This is a genomic window from Flavobacterium sp. GSP6, assembly GCF_003984855.1.
Lineage (GTDB): Bacteria > Bacteroidota > Bacteroidia > Flavobacteriales > Flavobacteriaceae > Flavobacterium.
The window spans coordinates 87,179-109,889 of sequence record NZ_RYDO01000008.1; the positions used below are offsets into that span (position 1 = coordinate 87,179).

Annotated in this window: 21 protein-coding genes; 1 reads left to right on the forward strand and 20 read right to left on the reverse strand. The window is 32.9% G+C overall.

Annotated features, from left to right (window positions below; genetic code table 11):
• Nucleotides 1-50: 50 nt before the first annotated feature.
• Nucleotides 51-1,097: an o-succinylbenzoate synthase gene (locus EKM03_RS09860; protein ID WP_126740306.1), complete on the forward strand. Its 1,047-nt coding sequence runs from the start codon at nt 51-53 to the stop codon at nt 1,095-1,097.
• A 585-nt stretch (nt 1,098-1,682) separates the two neighbouring features.
• On the opposite strand, the gene EKM03_RS09865 is transcribed toward EKM03_RS09860, so the two are convergent.
• The 20 genes from EKM03_RS09865 to EKM03_RS09960 all read right to left on the reverse strand — a co-directional run bounded on the left by EKM03_RS09865 (nt 1,683) and on the right by EKM03_RS09960 (nt 22,643).
• The gene (locus tag EKM03_RS09865) at nt 1,683-2,129 is read right to left on the reverse strand and encodes a DinB family protein (protein ID WP_126576258.1); all 447 of its coding nucleotides are present in this window, start codon (nt 2,127-2,129) and stop codon (nt 1,683-1,685) included.
• Nucleotides 2,119-2,598 (reverse strand): nuclear transport factor 2 family protein, encoded by a 480-nt coding sequence (locus EKM03_RS09870; protein ID WP_126562180.1) that lies wholly within the window; start codon nt 2,596-2,598, stop codon nt 2,119-2,121. Before EKM03_RS09870 ends, EKM03_RS09865 begins: the two co-directional genes overlap by 11 nt.
• A 429-nt stretch (nt 2,599-3,027) precedes the next feature.
• Nucleotides 3,028-5,061 (reverse strand): OmpA family protein, encoded by a 2,034-nt coding sequence (locus tag EKM03_RS09875; RefSeq protein ID WP_126740308.1) that lies wholly within the window; start codon nt 5,059-5,061, stop codon nt 3,028-3,030.
• 3 nt (nt 5,062-5,064) lie between these two features.
• Nucleotides 5,065-6,756, reverse strand: a complete 1,692-nt coding sequence (locus EKM03_RS09880; protein ID WP_126740310.1) for an Ig-like domain-containing protein — start codon at nt 6,754-6,756, stop codon at nt 5,065-5,067.
• A 364-nt stretch (nt 6,757-7,120) separates the two neighbouring features.
• A complete protein-coding gene (locus tag EKM03_RS09885; protein WP_126459879.1) occupies nt 7,121-7,327 on the reverse strand; it encodes a histidine kinase dimerization/phospho-acceptor domain-containing protein in 207 nt (68 codons plus the stop codon).
• A gap of 150 nt (nt 7,328-7,477) precedes the next feature.
• On the reverse strand, nt 7,478-7,747 hold the full coding sequence (locus EKM03_RS09890; protein WP_126555752.1) for a YtxH domain-containing protein: 270 nt from the start codon (nt 7,745-7,747) through the stop codon (nt 7,478-7,480).
• A 26-nt stretch (nt 7,748-7,773) separates the two neighbouring features.
• Nucleotides 7,774-7,926 carry a lmo0937 family membrane protein gene (locus EKM03_RS09895; RefSeq protein ID WP_126459873.1) on the reverse strand — a complete coding sequence of 51 codons (153 nt, stop codon included), beginning with the start codon at nt 7,924-7,926 and terminating at the stop codon, nt 7,774-7,776.
• A 33-nt stretch (nt 7,927-7,959) separates the two neighbouring features.
• Nucleotides 7,960-8,598, reverse strand: coding sequence for a porin family protein (locus tag EKM03_RS09900; protein ID WP_126459870.1), 639 nt, complete (start codon nt 8,596-8,598; stop codon nt 7,960-7,962).
• 343 nt (nt 8,599-8,941) lie between these two features.
• A complete protein-coding gene (locus EKM03_RS09905) occupies nt 8,942-9,160 on the reverse strand; it encodes a hypothetical protein (protein WP_126459867.1) in 219 nt (72 codons plus the stop codon).
• 275 nt (nt 9,161-9,435) lie between these two features.
• Nucleotides 9,436-9,870: a hypothetical protein gene (locus EKM03_RS09910; protein ID WP_197037190.1), complete on the reverse strand. Its 435-nt coding sequence runs from the start codon at nt 9,868-9,870 to the stop codon at nt 9,436-9,438.
• Between the two features lie 122 nt (nt 9,871-9,992).
• Complete coding sequence (locus EKM03_RS09915; protein WP_126740312.1) at nt 9,993-10,214, reverse strand: hypothetical protein; 222 nt, start codon at nt 10,212-10,214, stop codon at nt 9,993-9,995.
• Between the two features lie 302 nt (nt 10,215-10,516).
• On the reverse strand, nt 10,517-10,708 hold the full coding sequence (locus tag EKM03_RS09920; RefSeq protein ID WP_126555764.1) for a hypothetical protein: 192 nt from the start codon (nt 10,706-10,708) through the stop codon (nt 10,517-10,519).
• Between the two features lie 205 nt (nt 10,709-10,913).
• On the reverse strand, nt 10,914-11,348 hold the full coding sequence (locus tag EKM03_RS09925; protein WP_126459855.1) for a response regulator: 435 nt from the start codon (nt 11,346-11,348) through the stop codon (nt 10,914-10,916).
• 2 nt (nt 11,349-11,350) lie between these two features.
• Nucleotides 11,351-13,963: an ATP-binding protein gene (locus EKM03_RS09930; protein ID WP_126740314.1), complete on the reverse strand. Its 2,613-nt coding sequence runs from the start codon at nt 13,961-13,963 to the stop codon at nt 11,351-11,353.
• 29 nt (nt 13,964-13,992) lie between these two features.
• The gene (locus EKM03_RS09935) at nt 13,993-14,544 is read right to left on the reverse strand and encodes an AraC family transcriptional regulator (RefSeq protein WP_126460145.1); all 552 of its coding nucleotides are present in this window, start codon (nt 14,542-14,544) and stop codon (nt 13,993-13,995) included.
• A 325-nt stretch (nt 14,545-14,869) separates the two neighbouring features.
• Complete coding sequence (locus EKM03_RS09940) at nt 14,870-15,352, reverse strand: hypothetical protein (RefSeq protein WP_126555770.1); 483 nt, start codon at nt 15,350-15,352, stop codon at nt 14,870-14,872.
• Nucleotides 15,353-15,355: 3 nt separating this feature from the next.
• Nucleotides 15,356-16,033: a peptidoglycan DD-metalloendopeptidase family protein gene (locus EKM03_RS09945; protein ID WP_126459846.1), complete on the reverse strand. Its 678-nt coding sequence runs from the start codon at nt 16,031-16,033 to the stop codon at nt 15,356-15,358.
• A 340-nt stretch (nt 16,034-16,373) separates the two neighbouring features.
• The gene (locus tag EKM03_RS09950; RefSeq protein WP_126459843.1) at nt 16,374-18,782 is read right to left on the reverse strand and encodes a thiamine pyrophosphate-dependent enzyme; all 2,409 of its coding nucleotides are present in this window, start codon (nt 18,780-18,782) and stop codon (nt 16,374-16,376) included.
• Between the two features lie 186 nt (nt 18,783-18,968).
• Complete coding sequence (locus EKM03_RS09955) at nt 18,969-21,716, reverse strand: aminopeptidase (protein WP_126740332.1); 2,748 nt, start codon at nt 21,714-21,716, stop codon at nt 18,969-18,971.
• A 198-nt stretch (nt 21,717-21,914) separates the two neighbouring features.
• Entirely contained in the window at nt 21,915-22,643 is a 729-nt protein-coding gene (locus EKM03_RS09960) for a TIGR00730 family Rossman fold protein (protein WP_126459840.1), read from the reverse strand.
• Between the last annotated feature and the right edge of the window lie 68 nt (nt 22,644-22,711).

A 22,711-nucleotide genomic window follows, 5' to 3' on the forward strand; every position in this document is an offset into this window, starting at 1 on the left:
AATTCAGATATAAGTTTACTAGATTAAAATAACTCATAATTCATAATTTCTTGAAAGCAACCTACCACAAATACATTCTTAATTTCAAACGACCATCAGGAACTTCTCGTGGCGTTATGACGGAAAAAGAAACTTGGTTTATTGTTTTGGAACAAGACGGTAAAAAGGGAATAGGAGAGTGCGGAATCCTTCGCGGATTGAGTATTGATGACCGACCGGATTATGAAGAAAAATTGCAGTGGACTTGCGATAATATTCACTTAGGAAAAGATCAGCTTTGGGAAGCGTTATTAGAGTTTCCTTCGATACAATTTGGAGTGGAAATTGCGTTCCGATCTTTGGAGAGTGAAAACCCTTTTTTCCTCTTTCCATCTGAATTCATAAACGGTACAAAATCCATCCTGATAAACGGTTTAGTTTGGATGGGTGAAGAGGCGTTTATGAAGCAGCAAATCGAGGAAAAATTAGCGCAGGGTTTTAGATGCATCAAACTCAAAATTGGAGCAATAGATTTTGATAAAGAACTACAGTTATTACGGTTTATTCGGGAACATTTTACTCCGGAACAAGTCGAAATTCGGGTGGATGCGAACGGTGCTTTTGATGTAACTTTAGCTTTAAATAAATTAATTCAACTATCTGAATTTAAATTACATAGTATAGAGCAGCCGATACAAAAAAACCATACTGACAGGATGGCAGATCTGTGTAAAAAAGCTCCTTTTCCTATTGCTTTGGATGAAGAGCTGATCGGTGTGTTTACTTTGGCAGATAAAAAGCAATTACTGACGAAAATCAAGCCGCAATACATCATTTTGAAGCCTAGTTTTGTAGGTGGTTTTCGAGGCACGCAAGAATGGATTTCATTGGCTGAAAAGCATAAAATCGGGTGGTGGATTACCTCTGCTTTGGAGAGTAATATTGGACTAAATGCGATTGCGCAATGGACTTTTTTGCAACACAATGCAATGCCTCAGGGATTAGGAACCGGATCGCTTTATACGAATAATTTTGACTGTCCGCTGGAAGTTTCACAAGGGCAATTGTGGTATAAAAAGGAGTTGGACTGGGCGTTTGATTTTGCTCTTTTGAAATAGATTATCTCGTCTTTTTTTGTTCGCCCTCTCCTAACAAAACGGATAATGTCTTCTAACTAGGAGTGCGGTCCGCTATCAATTTTATAATAAATAAATAACGGGACCTGCCAAAAGTGAGGTTCTAAAATACAAATAAAGATAGCTAATCCTTTTTGTATTCCTTTTTTTCAATCCACTTACAAACAGGATATAGAATAAAACTAATGAGTAAAGCAAAACATAACGGAATAAATAGTGTTTTTCCAAAATAGAATATTAATGCGGACAACGTTAAGTAAGTCGAAAGTTTAAAAGTCGTAAAGTCAAAAGAATTAACTTTAAGTAAAATATCATTAAATCAGATTGTTACATAATTTTATCCTGATTTTAAAATACGACATTATACCATGGTTATTACTTATAAACTGAAGAATTTCTAAAACAGAATATTTTTTAGTGGACTGAACCGGGATGAGAGTTTTAGAGGATTGGATATCAATATTACATTATAGTCGTTATCTCTTATTCGTATTTTATATTTATTTGCGAGTAAGATGTTTGTTATAACTAATCGAATTACAGTAAATTGAATATTGTGGTAAATATTTAAGCGTCCAATAATCGCCTGTGGTAATTAATTTGTCCCAAATGATAGGCAAGGTGCGTGGTCAAATGGAGGAGTATGAACTCAGTTGAAGTTTTGTTCTTTAAAACTAAAAGTGGATATTCCATTTTCAAATCTTCTTCTGAGAGGGTATTAAGTGCATTGACAAGGATAACTATCGTTTCTTCGATTTTTGATAATAATTCTGCTCTTGAAATATCTTTAAGTGAAAATTCTAATGGTCTGTTTCTTATATAACCCGTCTTTCCATATTGGGCTCCAATATATGTGTTGAGATTTCCTATAATATGCAAGCATAGATTTCCGGCTGAATTAGCGATTCCTTTTTGTGTTTTCCAAATATCACTTTCGTTTTCATACGATTCAATTTCGGATTTCAGAATGTTTAAATCTCTAATGAAAAGCATTTTCAGGGTGTCAATCAGCATGTTGAGTTTCTTTATATTTTTTTAATGATAAAAGGGCTTGCTCTTGAATTTTTTTATGAAAAAAACCAGTCCAGCCTAGTAGATATCCGGTGATTCCAAAAGCTTGTTTGGACCATTTAAAAATATCAAAATCATCGGTGTGTTTTATAATTAATCCGTCTTTAAACTGAAATTGTGCCTGAATACGATTTACTACTTTTCTATTAGTCTTACTGAAATTGTAGGTAGCTATAAATTGTACGGAGCCAATATAGTCATCAGCCTTGACCGCAGAGAATTTAATTGTAATATTCCCTTTGCTTTTTTCGAGGAGCATTTTCCACATTAGGCAAACATCATTTCCCTTTAATAGACCAAAAACTGGATCACGAAATTGAATACTGGAATCATAACAGTTACACATTGTTGGTGAATCTGCATTTGCAATAGCACTATAGAATTTGGTAAGTATTTTCTCGTTTTCGGTCATGTTTTTAAATAAAGTGAAAAGTAAAAATACTAAAATTTTTACGAAAAGTAAGTGTTTAAAATCAAAATTGGAAAGGGACTACGTCTAATTTACCTTTACTTTGTAAAATTATAAGATTCAGAACTAATAAATTAATTCAAAAAAATTGGTATTAATTTGGGACTAAAATAGTAATAAAGATCTTCATTTCTTTCCATAGATTTCACAGATTTGCATAGATTAATGCGCTTCATAGCTTTAAAATATTTTTAATCAGCCCAATCTGTTGCAAAAAATTTCTTTAATAATTGCGAGAATATATCTTTCTTGCTACTTAATTATGAAAATGAATTTCTATTCATGATATCTGAAATAAATTTCAGCACAAAAAAAGAGGATAGAACTTTGCGTTTCTACCCTCTTTGTCAATTTATAATACGTGCATTTTACTTATTTAATAGCGGGTATTATATCAATTATGACGGTACGGTTGTAAAAACGTTCTTCAGGGGTTTTGTTTTCAAAAGGAGAATTATTTTCATTCTCGCCCTCTCCGGTTACTTCAAATTTTACGTCATTCCTACCGGCTTTAGATAACCCTTTTTCAAGGATCCCTTTCACATCGTTAGCACGGGCTAAAGACAAGTTTTGATTGTAGGTTTCTTCACCAATACTATCAGTATGACCGTGAATTAGTACTGTTGCGCCAACAGGTATTTGTGGGGTTACTACTTCGCTAAGGTATTTTTCATAGATACCAATTGCTTTAGATTTATTAAATTCATAAATAATACTATATCTGGTGCCTTCCTCCATTTTTGCAGGAGTCCAAAGTACCATGTGAACAGGAGTTTCTTTTTCTACAATTTTACCACTTTTAGTTTGACCAATCATTTTTACGGTGTAATCACCTTCTGGACGGCTCCCTAAAATTGCTTTCCCAGGAATTTTAACTTCGTCTTGAGTATATGGTCCAAAATTTTGAACCGTACCTTGCTCATCAGTAATTTGTAATGACCATGAAGATAAGGCTTCACCGGCTCCTTTATTGTTGAAGCTAACATAGCTTTCAATAGGAGCTTCTTGTAGTGCTATTATTTGTACAGGTTTTAATTGCGCATCAGGTCCACTTTGAAATTCCATTAGTAAATCCGGTGAATTACTTTCGATAGAAACTCTGCGATCGCCTTCACGAAGTAAGACTAGTTCTTGAGTTCCGCCTGGTTGTTCAGAAGGTATAGTTGGTTTGTCTTGACCTTTAGTCATGATTCTAGACGGATCAATAGCAAATATATATACTAGATAAGTTTTGATTGATGCTGCCATTACTAAACCCTCTTGGGATCCTTTTTCTGACGAACCTACCAAGATAATTGTAGCTGTAGGATTTTTTTGCATTCGATCACCCAGAATGTTCAATACATTATAATACACAGTCATTTGACGTTTAGAACGATCAGACAATTTTTTTGGAACAAAAACTTCCAGTTGGTCTTCTTTGAAGTCTTTTACTTGGTCTTTCGTTAATATAACATAACGACTTGGAATTTCAGTAGATCCTTGATTAAAAAATACATAGTTTCTAAGTGGGAAAATCTCTGTCATTCTTCTTTCTCCCGGAACATTACTAGGAGAATTTACGGAGAACTGTACTTCACGGTCCTTAGCCAGATCTGTTGCTTCCTGAATATTTTTCCCTTGTCCAAATTTGAGTGCAACACCAGCTCTGACAGTAGTATTGTTCCATGTTTCTGTAGCACGTGGATCTTGACCAAAATAGGGTTGGAAAGCGACAAAAGGCGACAATATAAATTGTGTTTTGTTGCTGTCTGAAGATAGCGGAATGTCATATCCAGCTCCAATTTGAAGAGATAAAATTGTTTTGTTAATGGCACTAAAATCACCTCTTACTTCAGGAGAAGGCTCTTGATCCGGAAATGCCGTATTAGTGCCCAATTGATAGGTAAATGATTTGTCTAAGTTGAAAGCTAAACGCGGGCCTCCATACACATAGAAATTAGATTTGAACGGAGCAAAACGTACGCTGGGTTCCACGGTGATGTAACTAAGATCAGTAGATAAATCTGCAGGACAGTCACATGCGGTAGTAACGGGGTCAAAAGAACCTTTACGGCTGTCATAACCTGCTTGAAACATGATGCCCCATCTGGAATCAGCAGGCCTGTATTCTACAAGCGGCGCAATGAAAAGTCCAATACCGTCTCCCTCATGGAAAGTAGCGGGTGGTGTGAAATTAGCATTCAACTGATTTGTTGAACCGCGATAAAAATTAAAATTGGCACCAGCTGCAGCTCCAAAAAGCCAAGTAGGTTTTGCATATTTTACTACTAGTGTTTCTTGTGCCTGAACTTGGGTTTGAATGCTCCACCATGTCAAAGCAACTATCGCAACACTTTTGAAATTCAGATTATTAGGGGACCATGCAGCGCATGATCCCATTTTGAAATTATTTTTAGTTTTCATTTTTTACGGTTTAGAGATTATATTTGTGTGCGTCATTACTACTGCTCCATTTCGAGCAAGCATTCTGCCATTTGCAGTTGAATATGCTCCCATTGTTATAGATTGCAAGGCTAATATATTCCCTTCAAATTTTGTGTAGTTTCCAATAGTTGCAGAACTTCCCGTTTGCCAATACACATTCTTAGCAAGTGCTCCACCACTAAGTTTTATATTTCCACCTGCACCACCAACAGTAGTAAAAGCAGATGCGACTTGGAAGATCCAAACGTCAGTTGCAGAACCGGTAAGAGTCAAATCTCCATTTTGTACTAAAAGTGTGGATGTTGATTTGTATATACCTGCAACAAGTGTTTTTCCGCCCTGATCACCGGATACAGTTATTGGCGCACTATAAGAAGCTCCTTCTGCAAAAAGATATGCATTAGTCAGGTCTAGTTTTGCTTGTGTTAGCAGGGCAGCAATCCCTACAGGGGCAGTATCATCAGAAGCATAAATAGCACCATTTATTATAACTGCGGGAGGAAAGCCTGTTATTGAAGAACGAACACCAGGACTGATACCCACATCCATATTATTAATTACACTGAAACCTGCATTATTACTTACTCCAACACCGGATAAAATTCCAAATCTTTCTGCTGATCCAAGATTTACTGTATTTCCAACCAAGTTTGAACTAGTACTGAAGTTCCAAACGTAATCGTTTGCCAGAGGAGTACCCGCTAAATTTTTAGCAGCTGTACTAATTGTTGCGGTATAAGTAGTCCCTGCTGTAAGTGGGCTTGTAGGAATAAAGGAAAGTGTAGTCCCTGAATAGGAAATAGCTCCTGCTACCGCTGTAGTACCATTTTTTAAAGTAAAGGTAGAATTACTAATAGTAGTAGGATCCATTTCTACACTAAAACCAGCAGTAATAGTTTTATTCAGAGCAACACCAGAAGAATTATTTTCAGGATCTGTTGTGACTACTGAAGGTCCACTAGTGGCGCCTGTGGTAAATGTCCAAACAAAGTTATTTGCAAGTGATGTTCCTTGTATATTTTTGACTCCAGTTGTGATCGTACTTGTATAGACTGTATTGACAGTTAAAGGAATACTAGGTACAAAATAAGCTTTTGTTCCGTTATAAGTAACCGTACCAGCAACGGAATTAGCGCCTTGTTTTAAGGTGAAATTGGTAGCGTTTACAGTCGCTTGATTCATTGGCATATTGAACTCTGCCGCAACCACTTTATTCAGAAATACATTGGTGGCATTGTTCAACGGATCTGTTTCTATTACCATTGGAGTAACTGTAGATCCGGTACTAAATGTCCAAACATAGTCTACTTGTAATGCATTTCCCATTACATCTTTAACGGATGTTTTAATTTTACCGGTATAGGTTGTGTTCGCAGATAATGGGGATGTAGGATCAAGTGTAGCAGTTGTTCCACTGAATGAAACAGTTCCTGTAACTAAAGTGGAGCCTTGTAAAGTAAAAGAGGATTGGTTAAAAGTTGATGCGTTCATCTCCTCATTGAAAATAACGGTAATCGATTTGTCTAGTGCTACATTAATAGCTCCATTTTCAGGGCTTGTCGAGACAACTTCTGGACAAACACCATCAATTTCTTGAAAGTCATCCTTAGCGCAACCAGAAATTAATGCAATAAATAGTATTGCAAAAGTTACTAATAAATTTTTAATTTTCATTTTTTGTTTATTTAGGGGATTAAGTTATATGCAGACAAAGGTGAGTTTATTAAAGTAGGAATATGTTATGGAATTAGCGAAATTACTTGCAAGATTTACTCTTGTAAATTGTCATCTTTACTTTTATGTATTAAAAATCAATTAGTTATATTTTGTGTTTGCTTAACGCAATATTAAAAGAGAATAGTGGCCTTTTACAGGATCTCTTTACAGTTTAAAAGCTTTTTTGTAGTTTTATATCGATGTTCAATTTTAAGTTCAAAAAAGTAAATAGCGTAAAACGCAAAAATTAATTTTAAAAAAAGACATAAAAAAAATCAAGAATTTTCATTCTTGATTTGTAAATAATACGAATATAATCTGTTTATGTCTTTTTTTTCTTTTTACCTTTTTTTTCTAATGCAAAAATAAATGTTGTCAATTCATTTGTAAAAATATCCAGCGCTATGGTAGATTGTTTTATGTACTCTGAAAATTCCTTTAATTCATTTGGGGAATTTATAGATTCCTCAAGTAAATTGGCTAACCCAATGATATTGGCAATAGGTTGCCTCACTCTATGCGAGGTCATGAAGATCATTTCTTCAAGACCTTTTATATATTCTTTATGGTTTCTTTTGCTTTTTTAAAAAGCATTTATACTGTAGTTACATTGTTTTCCACACTGAAAATTGGAACAAATTGATATTGAGAATCTTTTTGTAACTGTAATTTAAAAATTTTAAATTTTAAATTCCTTTTTAGCTTCTACAAATTTAGTTTCTCCCTTGCCAATTAAATTTTCGCCTTCGTTCCAAATTTTCTCATACTTTTGAGTTATTGTCCCTAATAAAGAGTCTAATTTGCCTTTTAGTTCATCAGCATAATCATTGCTTTTGTCCATGATTTTTCTTCTTGTTTTGTCTCCTTTTTCAGGCGCAAACAAGACTCCTAATAATGCTCCTACGGCAACTCCTCCTAATACTCCTAATATAATTTTATCTGCTTTCATAATGTTTATTTTTAATAACAATGAATTTAAATTCCTCGGCCTTTTATCAGTCTCAATATCACTGCTATTACAGCTATAACCAAAAGGATGTGAATAATTGATCCCGCGCTGTATGCGAAGAACCCAACCGCCCAAAAGATAATTAAAATTACGGCTATGGTATATAATAGATTGCTCATGATTTTAGTTTTTAATGATTAATATTTTAATTTCTAGTTAAGTCTAAGTCCCACATATACGCTCAATACGCTATTTTTTGCATCAGGATAAGTGTAATTAGTACCGGAATAATTTCTTTCTTTTCCTACTTTGGTTAAACCATAATTATATCGTACTCCAAAGTTTGCAACATCTAAATCGATACCAATACCTCCGGAGATACCGGCGTCAAACTTATTGAAATCATTGGTGTCTAATTCACTTTCGGAACTAAATAAGTTAGAATCATTGGTTGTTTTACCACTTACCATATAAGCGGCATAAGGCCCAACATGGACATTAAAATTATCGGTAAGATTCATTACCAATAAGACTGGTACTTCAATATAATTGACATTGAATTTAGCTGTTCCGTTAGCAAAAGAATTGTTGTACACCAGTTCTGCTCCTTTTGTGGTATAGTTAATCTCAGGCTGAATAGCAATAGCATTAGTAATGGGAAGCTTAGCATATAAACCGGCATTAAAACCTGTTAATACATTATTGTCATCTACATTATCCGTGTAAAGATTTGAGAAATTTAATCCTCCTTTAAAACCAAAAGAAGCTGTTTTTTCTTGTGCTTCAATAGTTGTAAAAGTGATAAGGCTTACAAATAGTGAAGCTAAAATAATTGATTTTGATTTTTTCATTTGTTTAATTTTTTAATTAAAAAATTGTTCTTTGCAAAGATGCAACTGTTTCAAAATAATTATGTTACAATACTTTTTGATAAGTTTATATTATTCACACTTTTTTCAATCTCCAAATTTTTCTTTTGATTTTTATTTTTGTCTTTCCAATTTCCTTTTAAATCTGATTCATTCCGCTTTATTGATAATTACCTGTGAAAGAATTGTCACTTTACAAAGTTCAGCTCTTTATACCTAAAAACGATTACATAACTTTTAGGATTAGTTACATTATTCACGGGTTACAGACTAAGGCTTAGAGCCACATGTATTTTGCCTCATTCATTTCATATACCGGAATTGATTAATTGGCAGTTCTAGGGTGATTAATAGTGTATTCTTTAAGGATATTTTCTAAAGACTTGTAGTAATTTGTTAATGTTTGGATATTTATTTCAGGATTTGAAATAATTGGAACAGTGATGGGAATCTCCGCTAGGTATTTAGATAACTCAGGATACTGGTCGTGTATTTTTATCGTAATTTCAAGAATAGATTCGCTAAGTTGTTTTTCTGTTTTCATACTAAAATAGTTTAAGGTAACCTTTATTTTTTTAAAAAAGATGCAATCAAATTCACGAATTTCATCTTTAATAATTAGAATAAATACTTGATAAAGTAGTGGTTATAAAGTAAATTTATTCAAAATACGGTTGTTTATTCCAGAGTAAGAATTGTTATTGCGGGTTTCATGTCCTAAGGTTTTTTTGGATTATTGCTATTCCAAAAAAAGAAAAGGTAACTTTTTAAAAATAAAACCTACCAGGTATGGATTCATATCAGGTAGGTTTTATAAATTTAAAATTTGTTGGTAGACAAAATCATCTGCATCCCCGGATATTGAATATCTCCGTCATCTTCAGCAGTTATAAATATTTTTGACGGCTTGTAGGCTGTAACTGTTTCAAAAGTTGCTCTAAGTTTTGAGGACAAAAATCCGCTATCGCTTTTTATTTGACCAATATTTCTCACAATATCCCCGTCTGTTTCCATCCAGACAACGTAAACATTTTTTGAAGGCTGTAATCTGTTTACTTCGGCTAAATCTGATATTTTTATTTTTATCAAATAATTTTTGTTACTGTCTTTTGTGACATTTACCGAGCCATTTGCTGCGGGGACCACAATAGAATTTTGAAAAGCAATGTTTTTACCACATGAAGAAATCGAAAGCAGCATCAGCATTGCTAAACCACCCATAAATATTTTTTTTAAATCAGCACTTATTTTCATTTTAGTTTTATTTTAAGAGTATATATAATACAAATTTAAGTTTTTTTATTAAATTAGTTGTTGAATAACTTTTATTTAAACTTGTAATATTCACAGATTAATAAAAAATTTATTCTTTGTAATTAATTACTTTGTTTCTTGTCTTTCATAATTAAAACAACTCCTCCAATAGCAAGTACAGCCCCTGTAATGGGGGACCATTTTATTGGATGGTTTACTTTTTTATTTATTTGTATTGGGCCTATATCAACAATTTTTTCAGTGGTTACATAGTTAAAGCTGTTGTAAAGTAACAGAATTACTCCTAAAAAAATCATCGCGATTCCAATGGTTCTTGTTTTCATTTTTTTTTATTTAAAAGTGATTGTATGGAGATGCGTTTATGCTTTTGAAAAATATTCTTTTACAAAGGTATGTTGCTGATTTGGTGTCATCTGATTGGGATGTTTGATTTCGAATTTTATTTTAAAAAATGTTCATTCTCACTCAAGAAATTAAACAGTTCCAGTGGGTGTGCTTGAGCAAATGGCTTTTAAAGTACAGCTATAGAGTTGTCAATTTGGTATAAAACAATTTAAATTATAAGATAATTCCGTTCTATTTATGGAGTGTTGTTTTGACAGTTGTGCAGAGTGAAGATATTTTATTATTCATCTTTTGTTGTACGAATCAGACTAATACCTGAAGCGAAAAATACGGCACCTAATATGCCATAAATAAGGAGGGATTTAATGTCACTCATATCGTCTGAGGCACTAGAAAATAATACCGCAGTATAGATTAGACCGCTAATTCCAAGAAAAGTAAGTACAGTTCCAAAGATTCTTTTAAGATTCATATTTCTTTTTTTTAAATGGATTGCTATAGTTTTAGTAATTTCTCGTGAAAGTCTAATTAGAAACAAATACACAAAATAAAAATATCTTCAAACAGCTGTAAATAATGGTATTACAATACAAATGTATTCCGATTAGACTTTACGAGTGTTATATAATTGTCTATAAAAGTTACATCATTCACACTTAAAAAAAAGGGATTTAGTATCACATTCTATCCATGAACCAATTCAATTCCTTTGTCATTTTTTGATATTTAAAAATAGTTTTGATATTTTTATTTAACCGAATAAAGGCAGTTTCACTTTTTACTACATAATCAAATGCTTTGTGATGCATACAGTTTACTGCAATTTCAATCTTATCCTGTGAGGACAACATGATCACTGGAATATCTGGATTGAAAGCTTTAATTTGATCTAAAGTTTTAATTCCGTTTATGGCATTTTTCTCAATACCATCAAGTTGGTAATCTAAAATGATCACATCTGGATTATTGGATATATTTGCCAAGCAGTGTTCACCGGTAGAGAAGGTTTCAACGATAAAATCAGTATTTGTGGTAAATTCAATTTCTAAAGATTTTAAAAATAATGCATCATCATCTACTAAGAAGATTTTTATTTTATTTTCGTTTTTCACTATTATGTGTTTTTAATTATATTAAGTTCTTCCTCTAGTTCAATACAGGCTTGCAGACAAATTTTTTCTAGTTGTAATACTAAATCATATATTCCCTCTGATTGATCTTGTGTAATTGCAAAGTTCTGAATTTTTTTTGCCATATTTTCAAAATCACTGTTAATACCCATTATGGCAAATGAAGGGATCATTTTATGGGCAGCAGCGCCTAATAATTTCCAGTTTTTGTCCTCTAAACTTTGCTTTATAGTATTCATTAAAGGCGGTGTTTGTACTAAATACAGGGATATCATTTCCATCATTAAGGTTGGATTTGATTTTGTTTTTTGATTCAAATAAATCAAATCAATACATTTTATTTTTTTCTCTTTACTATTGTTTTCCTTTAAACCGTTATTAAGTTTTTCACTCAGTTTTTCCAGTTTTGGTTTTTTTAATATTCCAACAATTTTGCTGTACAGCAGTCTTTCGTCAACTGGTTTTGCAAGGTGGTCATTCATTCCTACCGATTTGCATTTAGCTAAATCAACTGTGGTGACATCAGCAGTTAAAGCAATAATTGGGACTTTTGAATTCATTTTCTTACGGATATACTCTGTAGCTTCAAATCCGTTCATCTCTGGCATTTGTAAATCCATTAGAATAATGTCGTACTCTTTCGCTTTTAGTTTTTCGATAGCTATTTTCCCGTTTTCGGCAATATCGCACTCAAATCCAAAATCGTCTAATAATGTCTTCATTAGCAATTGATTGAGCGGAATATCTTCAACTACTAAGACTTTAATATTCTTGATTTCGGTATCTAATTCGATTAACTCATTTTCTAATTCAACATCGGCATTTGTTTTCTGAAAACTTAAAGTAAAACTAAATGTAGAACCTTCATTTAGGGTACTTCTTACCCTTATAGTCCCGCCTTGTGGCTCTATCAGCTGTTTGACAATTGCCAGACCTAGTCCCGTTCCTCCGTACAATCGTGAAGTTCCACTGGAAGCTTGTTGAAAATTTTCAAATATTTTGTCTATTTTTTCTTCTGGGATACCAATTCCGGTATCAGTAACGGCAAATTCAATAATGACTCGATCTTCGTCTTCATGTATCAAATGTACGCTTACTGTAATGTTTCCTTTTGATGTAAACTTTACGGCATTGCTCACGAGGTTTAAAATAATCTGATGCAAACGCACCGGGTCTCCCACAAGTACATTTGGTATTTTACTGTCGTATTGCTTTATTAATCGTAAGTTTTTTTCTTGAATTTTTGTTTCAAATAAATGCAGCATAGCTGATATGGATGATTTCATTTTGAAAGGTTTTTTTTCAAATGTCATCTTTCCTGCATCAACTTTTGCTAGATCGAGTATGTCGTTGATCAGCACAATTAGGGCATCACCACTCATCTTAATCGCACTGATGTATTCTTTTTGTTTGGGTGTCAATTCTGTTTTCAAAACCACTTTTGTAAATCCAATGATGGCATTCATTGGGGTACGTATTTCGTGACTCATATTTGATAAGAATTGTTGTTTTGCTTTTACGGCATTCTCTGCTATAATAGTGGCGCTTTCAGCATTTTTTTTAGCTTCTTCAGCAATTTCTGTAGTTAACTCAGCAAAAACTCTGGCCTCAATCAACTCTGTCGCAATTCTTTTTTGCTCAGTAACATCTCTGGCAACAATTACTACACCAAGGATGTTTCCTTTGTCATCTTTGTATACGGATCCGTTGAATAATACATCTGTTAGTTTGCCGTCTTTATGCCGTAGTGTAAGTGGTGAATCTGCAACAGATCCTTTCTCAAATACTTCCTGATATACTTCTCTTGCGTTTTGTTGTTCCGTAAAATAATCAAAAAAATCAGAATCAGTAAGTTCCTCTCGAGGGATTCCTGTGATATTTACTAAGGCTTCATTCATGTCAGTAATTTTTCCTTTGGTATTAATTGTAACCAATGGATCACGACTCGCTTCAATTAAACTGAGTGAATACTGATACGCTAATTTTGCGTTGTACGTAAGTTCCTCTAGTTTTTTATTTACAATTTCTCGTTTTTCTTTTTCTTTACTTTGAAATAAAAGCTCCTTATTGGCAATAACTAATTCATCCGCGCGTTTTTCTTTTTCATTGTTTTGAAAAGCCAATTCTTCATTGGCAATAACTAATTCAGCCGCTCGTTTTTCTTTGATCTTGTTTTGAAAAGCAAGTTCATTGTTTGCAATTTTTAAATCTAGCGCCCATTTTTGTTTTGCACTATCTCTGGCAACAATTAGTACGCCTATTATAGTTCCTAAATTATCTTTGTATACAAAGGCATTAAACAATACATCCGTAAAACTGCCATTCTTATTTTGAATTGTAAGCGGAAAATCAGACACAGCCCCTTTCTGGAGAACTTCATGATAGACGTCTTGTATTTTTTGTTTTTCTGTAAAATAATCAAAAAAGTCAGAATCAATTAAAAAATCGCGAGTAAATCCCGTTATATGTATTGTCGCTTGATTTATATCCGTAATTTTCCCTTCCGTATTTATTGCAATTATGGGATCCAGACTGGCTTCTATTAAACTTCTTGCGTATTGTGATTCTTGATTTTTAATGATTTCTGTTTTATTTATGAAGGTAGATAAATAAGGTGTTGATTGTTCTAATTTAAATTCCCGATTTCTTCAATTGGGCTTCGTCTTTTATCTTTTAATTTTTTAAAGTGAGAAGGGGAAAGTCCGGTTACTTTTTTGAACTGACTTGATAAATGGGCAACACTGCTGTAATTCATTTTCCAAGCGATCTCAGTTATATTTAATTCGCCGTAAATAATTAATTCTTTGATCCGTTCTGTTTTATGTGAAATTATAAATTGTTCAATTGTGGTTCCCTGCACTTCTGAAAACAAGTTAGATAAATAGGTGTAGTCGTGATTTAAGAGTTGGCTCAAATAATCGGAAAAATTGATCTTAATATTTTCAGTTGAATGGTGCACCATTTCGATAATTATATTTTTAATTTTTTCAATAAGCATTGACTTTTTGTCATCCATCAATTCAAGTCCAGAATCTAAAAGTGCAATTTTTAATTGTTGTCGTTGCTCCAAAGTAATATTTTCCATAATTTCAACTTCTCCTAAATCGACAACCATAAAGTGAAGGTTTAGTTTTTTTAGCTCTTCTTTCACTGCAATTTTACAGCGATTGCTTACCATGTATTTTATATATAGTTTCAAAAATATTTCTTTTACAGTTTAGACAAAAATAGCTTCTAGTAATAAAGGTACATTATATAATTTAACTTATAAGTTATATAATTAAAGGTATTCTATTTTTAATAGGATATTAATCCGAAATATTCAATTGAATTATAGTAATTAATTTTTTACAATTAGTAAATTTCGTTAAATATTTTTCACCAGTAATATTCTAGCAATTTTAAAATAATTGGCATTAAAACTATTTTTGGAATTTAGTATTTCTATTCTGTTTTGCAACAACTATTCCTGAAGAAAAAATGCAGTGCTATTTTTTAAAAAATTATTTCATCAAAAATGAATTTACCCAATCTAATGATTTAATAGAGGAAACTTTATTTTCTTCATTCATTGTAACTCGAAGTTCCTTGTTGGCTACTTTTTTAGTATATGATGCCTTGTATCTGAAAAGAGTACTTCCGTCAAAATTGTTTTTATATACCTCAACTAACTGAAGATCAATAAAAGTTCCATAATATTGGCGAAAACGCGTACAGGTCTTTGTCAGTCTTTCTTCGGTGGTGTTTTTTATTACTGACGTTGTGGCTTCATTGAGGTTAAAAGGCTTGAATTTTGAAGTATTACAGGTCATCAAAACTCGCTTTCCTAATTCATACGCTTTGGCTTTTTGATCCGCATCGATTGCTGTTAAGTCCAGCTTCACAATTTTAGCGTTCTCAAATTCGGGTTCTGGGGCAATTACAATAGTTTTTGATTTGCATCCAATAAGTAAAAGAATGCTAAATACAATAATTATTTTTTTCATGATTTATTTAATTTTTAATAGGATATTAGGATCCGGACAATTTTTCAAATAGTAGCTCAAATCATTTTTGCTGCAGACACCCGGATAATCACCAAGGATTTTTGCTATTTTTTTTATAATCTGAAAATGCAAATGTGGGGCATAATCACCATTGACAGCAGAATCGCCTAATGTAGCCAGCTGACTTCCTTTTTCGTACACATCACCAATATTAATGTTACTAATGCTTTCAAGGGACAAATGACCGTATAAAGTATAGAATTTTTGATTTTCTATTTTATGTTCCAGAATAATAGTGGGGCCATAATCACCCACACCAGTATTGTAATTGAAACTGTGGATAAATCCGTCTAATGCTGCCAGAACTGGCGTTCCTGCCTTGATCCATAAGTCTAGACCAATGTGAATGTTTCTTTCATCGGTTTTCGTGTCATTAAAAATTTCACTCCGTTTGTATAAATTTCTAATTTCATTATATCCTCCAAACGCAACTTTTGCATTATTTTGAGCTAAATAATCCTCAATATATTCTTCAAAGGCAACTGCGGTATGTATATTTCGTTTTGATAAGATTTCATTTGTATTGGATAAATCTAATGGCAGGTAGCTGTTGTAATCAATTGTTTGATCTATAACTTTAACATTTTGAATGTTGTGTAAGATAGTTTCTAGTTTTGTCATTTATTGGGTTTTAAAAAGCTTAAATTTAAATAAAAAAAGGCTGTATAAAAATTTTACGCCCGCTTTATAACTTTTAATTAGCAGATAGAACCTTTTAATTTGAGTGTACAAGTATAATTTTTAACTCCTAATTTTAAGAATTATTTATAAATAGGTACCGAGTTTAGCAGCTGAATTTTTCTTTTAAAACGTCATCAACTTTTCATGCTCATCCGTTAAATGGGATATACAATCTAATAATGGATTATCTAATGACTGTTTAGAAATGAGTTTATGTATTTTTTCTATCAAAAAAAATCCCAATCGTTTCCAATTGGGATTCTAATTTATGAATTGGATCTTAGTATAAATTTGGATATTTTGATGGATTTACTTCATTCATCATACCATACACTTTTTCAAAAATATCTTCTATTGAAGGTTTAGAGAAATAATCACCATCTGTTCCGTAAGCAGGTCGATGTGCTTTTGCTGTTAGCGTTTGAGGCTTGCTGTCTAAATAATTATAACCATCTTGATGCTCAATAATTTGTTGTAAAACATAAGCTGAAGCACCACCAGGAACATCCTCATCAATTACTAAAAGACGATTTGTTTTAGCAATACTTTTTACAACATCTTGATTAATGTCAAACGGAAGCAAAGATTGTAGGTCGATAATCTCGCAATCTATACCTATTTCAAGGAGTTCCTTGGCAGCTTGCTGTACTAATCGCAAAGTAGAACCATAGGAAACGAGTGTAATGTCTGTTCCTTGTTTTAAGGTTTCAACTACTCCAATTGGTGTTTTAAATTCGCCATAGTTTAAAGGCATTTTTTCTTTCAATCGATAACCGTTCAGGCACTCAATGACTAAAGCAGGTTCGTCACATTCTAATAAACTATTATAAAAACCGGCTGCTTGAGTCATGTTTCTAGGAACTAAAACGTGAATTCCTCTAATGGCATTTATAATCATTCCCATAGGAGAACCAGAATGCCAGATGCCTTCTAAACGATGACCACGAGTACGGATAATTAATGGTGCTTTTTGTTTTCCTACGGTTCTATAGCGCAACGTAGCTAAATCATCACTCATGATTTGAATTGCATACAATAAATAATCTAAATATTGAATTTCGGCAATAGGGCGAAGACCTCTTAAAGCCATTCCAATCCCTTGACCTAAAATGGTTGCTTCACGAATTCCTACATCGGCAACGCGGAGTTCTCCGTATTTTTCTTGCATTCCTTCTAAACCTTGATTGACATCACCAATAGCTCCAGCATCCTCACCAAAAATTAATGTTTCAGGATATTTAGTAAAAATTGCATCAAAATTATCCCGCAAAATCATACGTCCATCTGTATCTTCCTTGGCATCTTCAGCATAAATAGGCAGAACTTTTTTGACAGAGAACACATTTAAATCCGTTTCCGAAAATAAGTTGCTGCTAAAATTCTTTTGTGTTTTAGCAGTGTAGGTTTTTATCCAAAGTGACAGTTCAGTTTTGCTATTTTCATTTAGGATTAAACGCAATACTTTTCGGGCTGTCACCAGAATTTCCTTTTTCAAAGGAGATTTGATACTGCTTAAATCAACGATATGTTTTAATATCGCTTCTTTGTTTTTGCTGCTTTCGGCTATTTTTTGTAATAGAGCGACTATTTCTTTTTGCTCTTCAATTATGGGTTCTAAAAATGCATTCCAGGCCGCTTTCTTGCCTTCTAAAACATCTTTTTTGGCTTGTGTATCAATGGCTTCAATTTCTTCAGGAGAAGCAATATTGATAGCAATCATCCATAATCTCATTTGACGGATGCAATCATAGTCTTTTTCCCAGGCCAATCGGTCCGTATTTTTGTAGCGCTCATGAGAACCAGAACTGGAATGTCCTTGCGGTTGTGTCAATTCATTTACGTGTATCAAAACAGGAGTATGATTTTCTCGGGCTATAGTGGCAGCTTTTTCATACGTGGCAATCAGGTCTGCATAATCCCACCCTTTTACTCTTAAAATTTCAAAGCCATTTGTGTTTTTGTCTTTTTGGTATCCTTTTAAAATTTCAGAAATATTTTCTTTTGTGGTTTGATGTCTTGCATGAACAGAAATCCCATATTCATCATCCCAAATACTCATTACCATTGGTACTTGTAAAACACCCGCTGCATTGATAGTTTCAAAAAATAAGCCTTCTGAAGTACTTGCGTTTCCTATGGTGCCCCAGGCAATCTCATTTCCTTGATTAGAAAAATTAGCTGCATTTGGTATTCCGGAGACTTGTCTGTAAATTTTTGATGCTTGAGCCAGTCCTAATAAACGTGGCATTTGTCCGGCAGTTGGGGAAATGTCAGCGCTAGAGTTTTTTTGTTTTGTTAAGTTTTTCCAACTTCCATCTTCATTTAGACTATGGGTAGCAAAGTGACCGCCCATTTGCCTTCCTGCTGACATTGGTTCTTGTTCGATATCATTATGACCATATAATCCGGCAAAAAATTGTTGGATACTAAGTTCACCAATAGCCATCATAAACGTTTGATCCCGATAGTAGCCAGAACGGAAATCTCCATTTTGGAATGCTTTCGCCATTGCCAGTTGTGGTACTTCTTTTCCATCTCCAAAAATCCCAAATTTAGCTTTTCCAGTTAATACTTCCTTACGTCCTAAAAGACTGCATTCTCTGCTTAATATGGCTATTTTATAGTCATTTAATACTTCGATTTTGAAATCTTCAAATGTCAATGTAGTATTGGTTTTTTCTTTTATCATAATTGAAAAGTATAACTTTGAGGTGCAAATTTACTTAAAAAGTAGCTAGATTCATAATTCATTGAAATAAATATAATTAAATTATTGTAATTTATTCTAATAAAAAGCATCTTATTTTTTTAGTATATGTAATTTTAAAATCAATTCACTAAGAATAGTTTAATAATTAATAAGAATCTTATTGGATTAGAACCATTTTCGATTAAAAAGATTGATTAATGTTTTAGGTGAAAAAGTTACGATGAAGCGTATTTTTTCATTGTAATTGTTTTGGGCAATTTCCCATCCATTAGTAGAATAGACCGGAAAATACAATTCAAAATAGTCTGTGACTAAATTTAGGCGTATACCACTGTCATAGACAAATCTTTCTTTTACATTTTTATTTTTGATTAAACCAATGTCACCATATACTTCAATCCAGTTCCAGATACTATAACTGGCATTAAAGCTGGTAAGCCATCGATTGGCATAAGGCGTAGCAATTTTTGATTTAAAACCGCCTTCGGCTAATACATATTGTTGACTAAAAATCCCTGTACTTTCAGACCTTCCAAAATAATTGTAATCAAAAAGGTAATCCGTTGGCCGGTCTAATGCGAAGCTGAAAAAATCGGATTGCGTTTTATTATACAAAAAACTTCCCGCATACAACCGTAAATTAATTTGCCGGTTGTTTTCAAAGAGTTTTCGGTATTCAATTTCACCTGTAATTTTTCCGAATTTACCAGAAATTTGTAGATCCGTAGTAAAATTAAAATGGTTGGTAACTTCTGTTTTGGTATTAATATATCTCGCATCAAAAACAGAATAATTTTCGGGGGAGTTGTCAAGTACCAGGATGCTTTTTTCTTTATTGACAATTACTTGTCGGAATAAGAAAAGCTGTTTCCTATTGTCTCTGAAGTTGGGCTCTCGGATACGCAATTGCACCGTTGGATTTAGTCTAAGATACGCTGCATCCTGTGCATAATGAAAATAGGATCCACTTACTGAATATCGGGCATTATACAGCGTTGTGTTTCTAAAATTTTGGTTGACCACAAAAAATGCTGAACCAGATACGTTATTTGATTTAGTAGAATAAGATGGATTGACATCAAAAACAAAAGGCTTTTCCAGAATGGTTTTGTTATGCAATCTGATGCCGGGAGTTAAACCATCGTATAAATTGTAATATATTGACGGAACATACAGTACTTGATTGTAATAAGGATCCTCTAAGTCTTTCATGAAAACAAACTTTACAGGACGATTATTAGGGAAAAAACCTTCTAATTTCTTCCAGTTATTTCTTAAGTTATATTCTGGAACTTCATTTTTTAGATTTAAAATAATTTTGTCAGCATTATTTCTGGGTATCGTGAAAGTAGTATCGGTTTCATTAATATCCAGCCATTGCTTAAAAACAATTTGACCTTTTTTAGTACCATAAACTGGAATGGGAATAAGAGTTCCAGTTCTGTTTTTAATTGAAAAAGTGATACTGTCTTGGGTTTTTAAGACGCTTGAAAATTTATAATCAATGATGTCTCTTGAATTAATGATTGTATTAAAAAACCAACTGATATCTTTAGTTGTATTTGATTTTAATAAAATTTCAAAATCGGATCTTGATACTTGTTCCAACTGATTTTTTTTATAAAATTGTTGAATACTGGTCTTTACAGCATCATTTAACAAATAATCATCCAGAAACCGAATGCTTAATCCCGCACGGTATTTACTGGCAATTTGTTCATTGAATTTTATTAAAGTGTTCTTTGGATCGCCTAATGGCTGATCCAGATTTTTGCGAGCCATCAACATATAGAAATAACTGTATTGTCCATTAAAGTCAATATTGGTCAGATTGAAACTTTTTAGCAATCGGATGTTTGATGCACTGCCCATCATTTTAGCTTTGGGATGATTTTCATCCATATATTTCATCATCGCATAAACTTGAATACCATCATAAATCCAATTGTCTTTTCTAGGATCCAGATGTAAACTCTTTTTTAAATATTCATTTAAATAGGCTTTTAGAAATTTAATTTCGAAAATAAATTCATCAGAAAAAGGACTTATAAATGAGGGAAGCTGATTCAATCCATAAAACGGATTTTTTTCATAATCCGTTTGGGAAACTACAATTCTTTCGTAAGGATATTTCCCAATCAAATCACTTGCAAAATTCACAATTCGGTCAATTGCAATTGCTTTTTGAATGTTGTCTAATTTGTTGCTTTTCATATCCGTCAGTACTTCAACTGAACTGTTTTTGTAACTCTCAAAATTCAATTTAGGCTCAATGATCAGACTGAAATCAGTTCTGTTATTCCCCCACAATTTGTAGTTTGAAAAGCCATTATTATCAGTTGTTTTCTCACTGTTTAAATCGGATGTTGCTTCTAAAGTAGTGGGTATTTTAAGATCAATTTCAAAGTTAGAAATAGCATTGACAATATCATCCAGATTATTATTACTATTTTTGATAAAAGCATGGTTTTCATAACGCGCAGGAGTAAGGTACCAGTTTTTAAGGTTTACAGTTCCATTGTTGTGGTAACCAAATTTTGTAAATTTTTCGCTGGGGATTTTAGTAATGTACGAGAGATTTAAATTGATTTTCTGGTTTGGAAGTAGCGGATTTTTTAATTGGACAACTACATAATCAGGATTTTTCTCTGTCCTTTGCCAAGACAAAAACTGCTGAGTGGCATCTGTAATAATTAAATTTATTGTGCTACCACGCTCTTCTTCTTTGGCTAAATGAAATCCTCTATAAAATTCATCCGAAAATCGTTTGGCTAAAGGCGTATTTTTATTGGAAAAGGCATGATTCCAGTCATTCAAAACAATAGATGTCAACGTATCATCGGACTGATTATTAAAAATGATTTCCTGCTTAATATCCAATGTCTTTTTTTCAGTATTTAACACTACAGAGATGGTAGAGTGCTGCTGTGCATATTGATTCAATGTAGCTAATAAAAAAAGAATGTAACAGAATATTTTAAGGTATGATTTCAAATTCAGATATTGATTTATTAAAAAAATAAATGTACTTATAATTAGATAGTATTCTTACTAGGGATCTTAAAATAAAACAAAAAAAAGAAGCTGTTTTGAAGCAACTTCTTTTTTTGTTTAAAAATTTGGAGATAAATCGTATTTCTTGTAAAAGGCATTCAGGACGTCAACCACTTCATCTTCTGTATCTACAATTTTAAATAAATTCAAATCTTCGGCATGAACTGTACCTTCTTTTTCCACTAAAACCGTTTTTATCCATTCAATTAATCCTGCCCAAAAGCTGGAACCAACAAGTATAATTGGGAATCGAGCAATTTTTTTGGTTTGTATTAAAGTCATCGCTTCAAATAATTCATCCATCGTTCCAAAACCTCCCGGCATCACTACAAAACCTTGAGAATATTTGACAAACATCACTTTGCGAACAAAGAAATAATCAAAATTAAGGTTTTTATCACTGTCAATATATGGGTTGAAATGTTGCTCAAAAGGCAGTTCAATATTCAATCCTACTGATGTTCCACCACCCAAATGTGCACCTTTGTTTCCTGCCTCCATAATTCCTGGACCACCGCCAGTGATTACACCATAACCGGCCTTACTGATTTTATAGGCAATCTTTTCAGCAAGCAAATAGTAGGGGTCTTCAGGCTTTGTTCTGGCAGAACCAAAAATGGTTACGCACGGACCTATGCGTCCCATGCTCTCATAACCATTAACAAATTCGGCCATGATTTTAAAAATCGCCCAACTATCATTGGTCCTAATTTCGTTCCAAGTCTTTCTTTTCAGTCGGTCTTGGATTACTCTATCTTCGTCGTTATCAAAATCTTCTAATCTCATTTTCAAAAATATATTTTAATTTCTCTTTTTTTTGGAGCTATTTCCTGCTATCCATTTCAATCTTTATT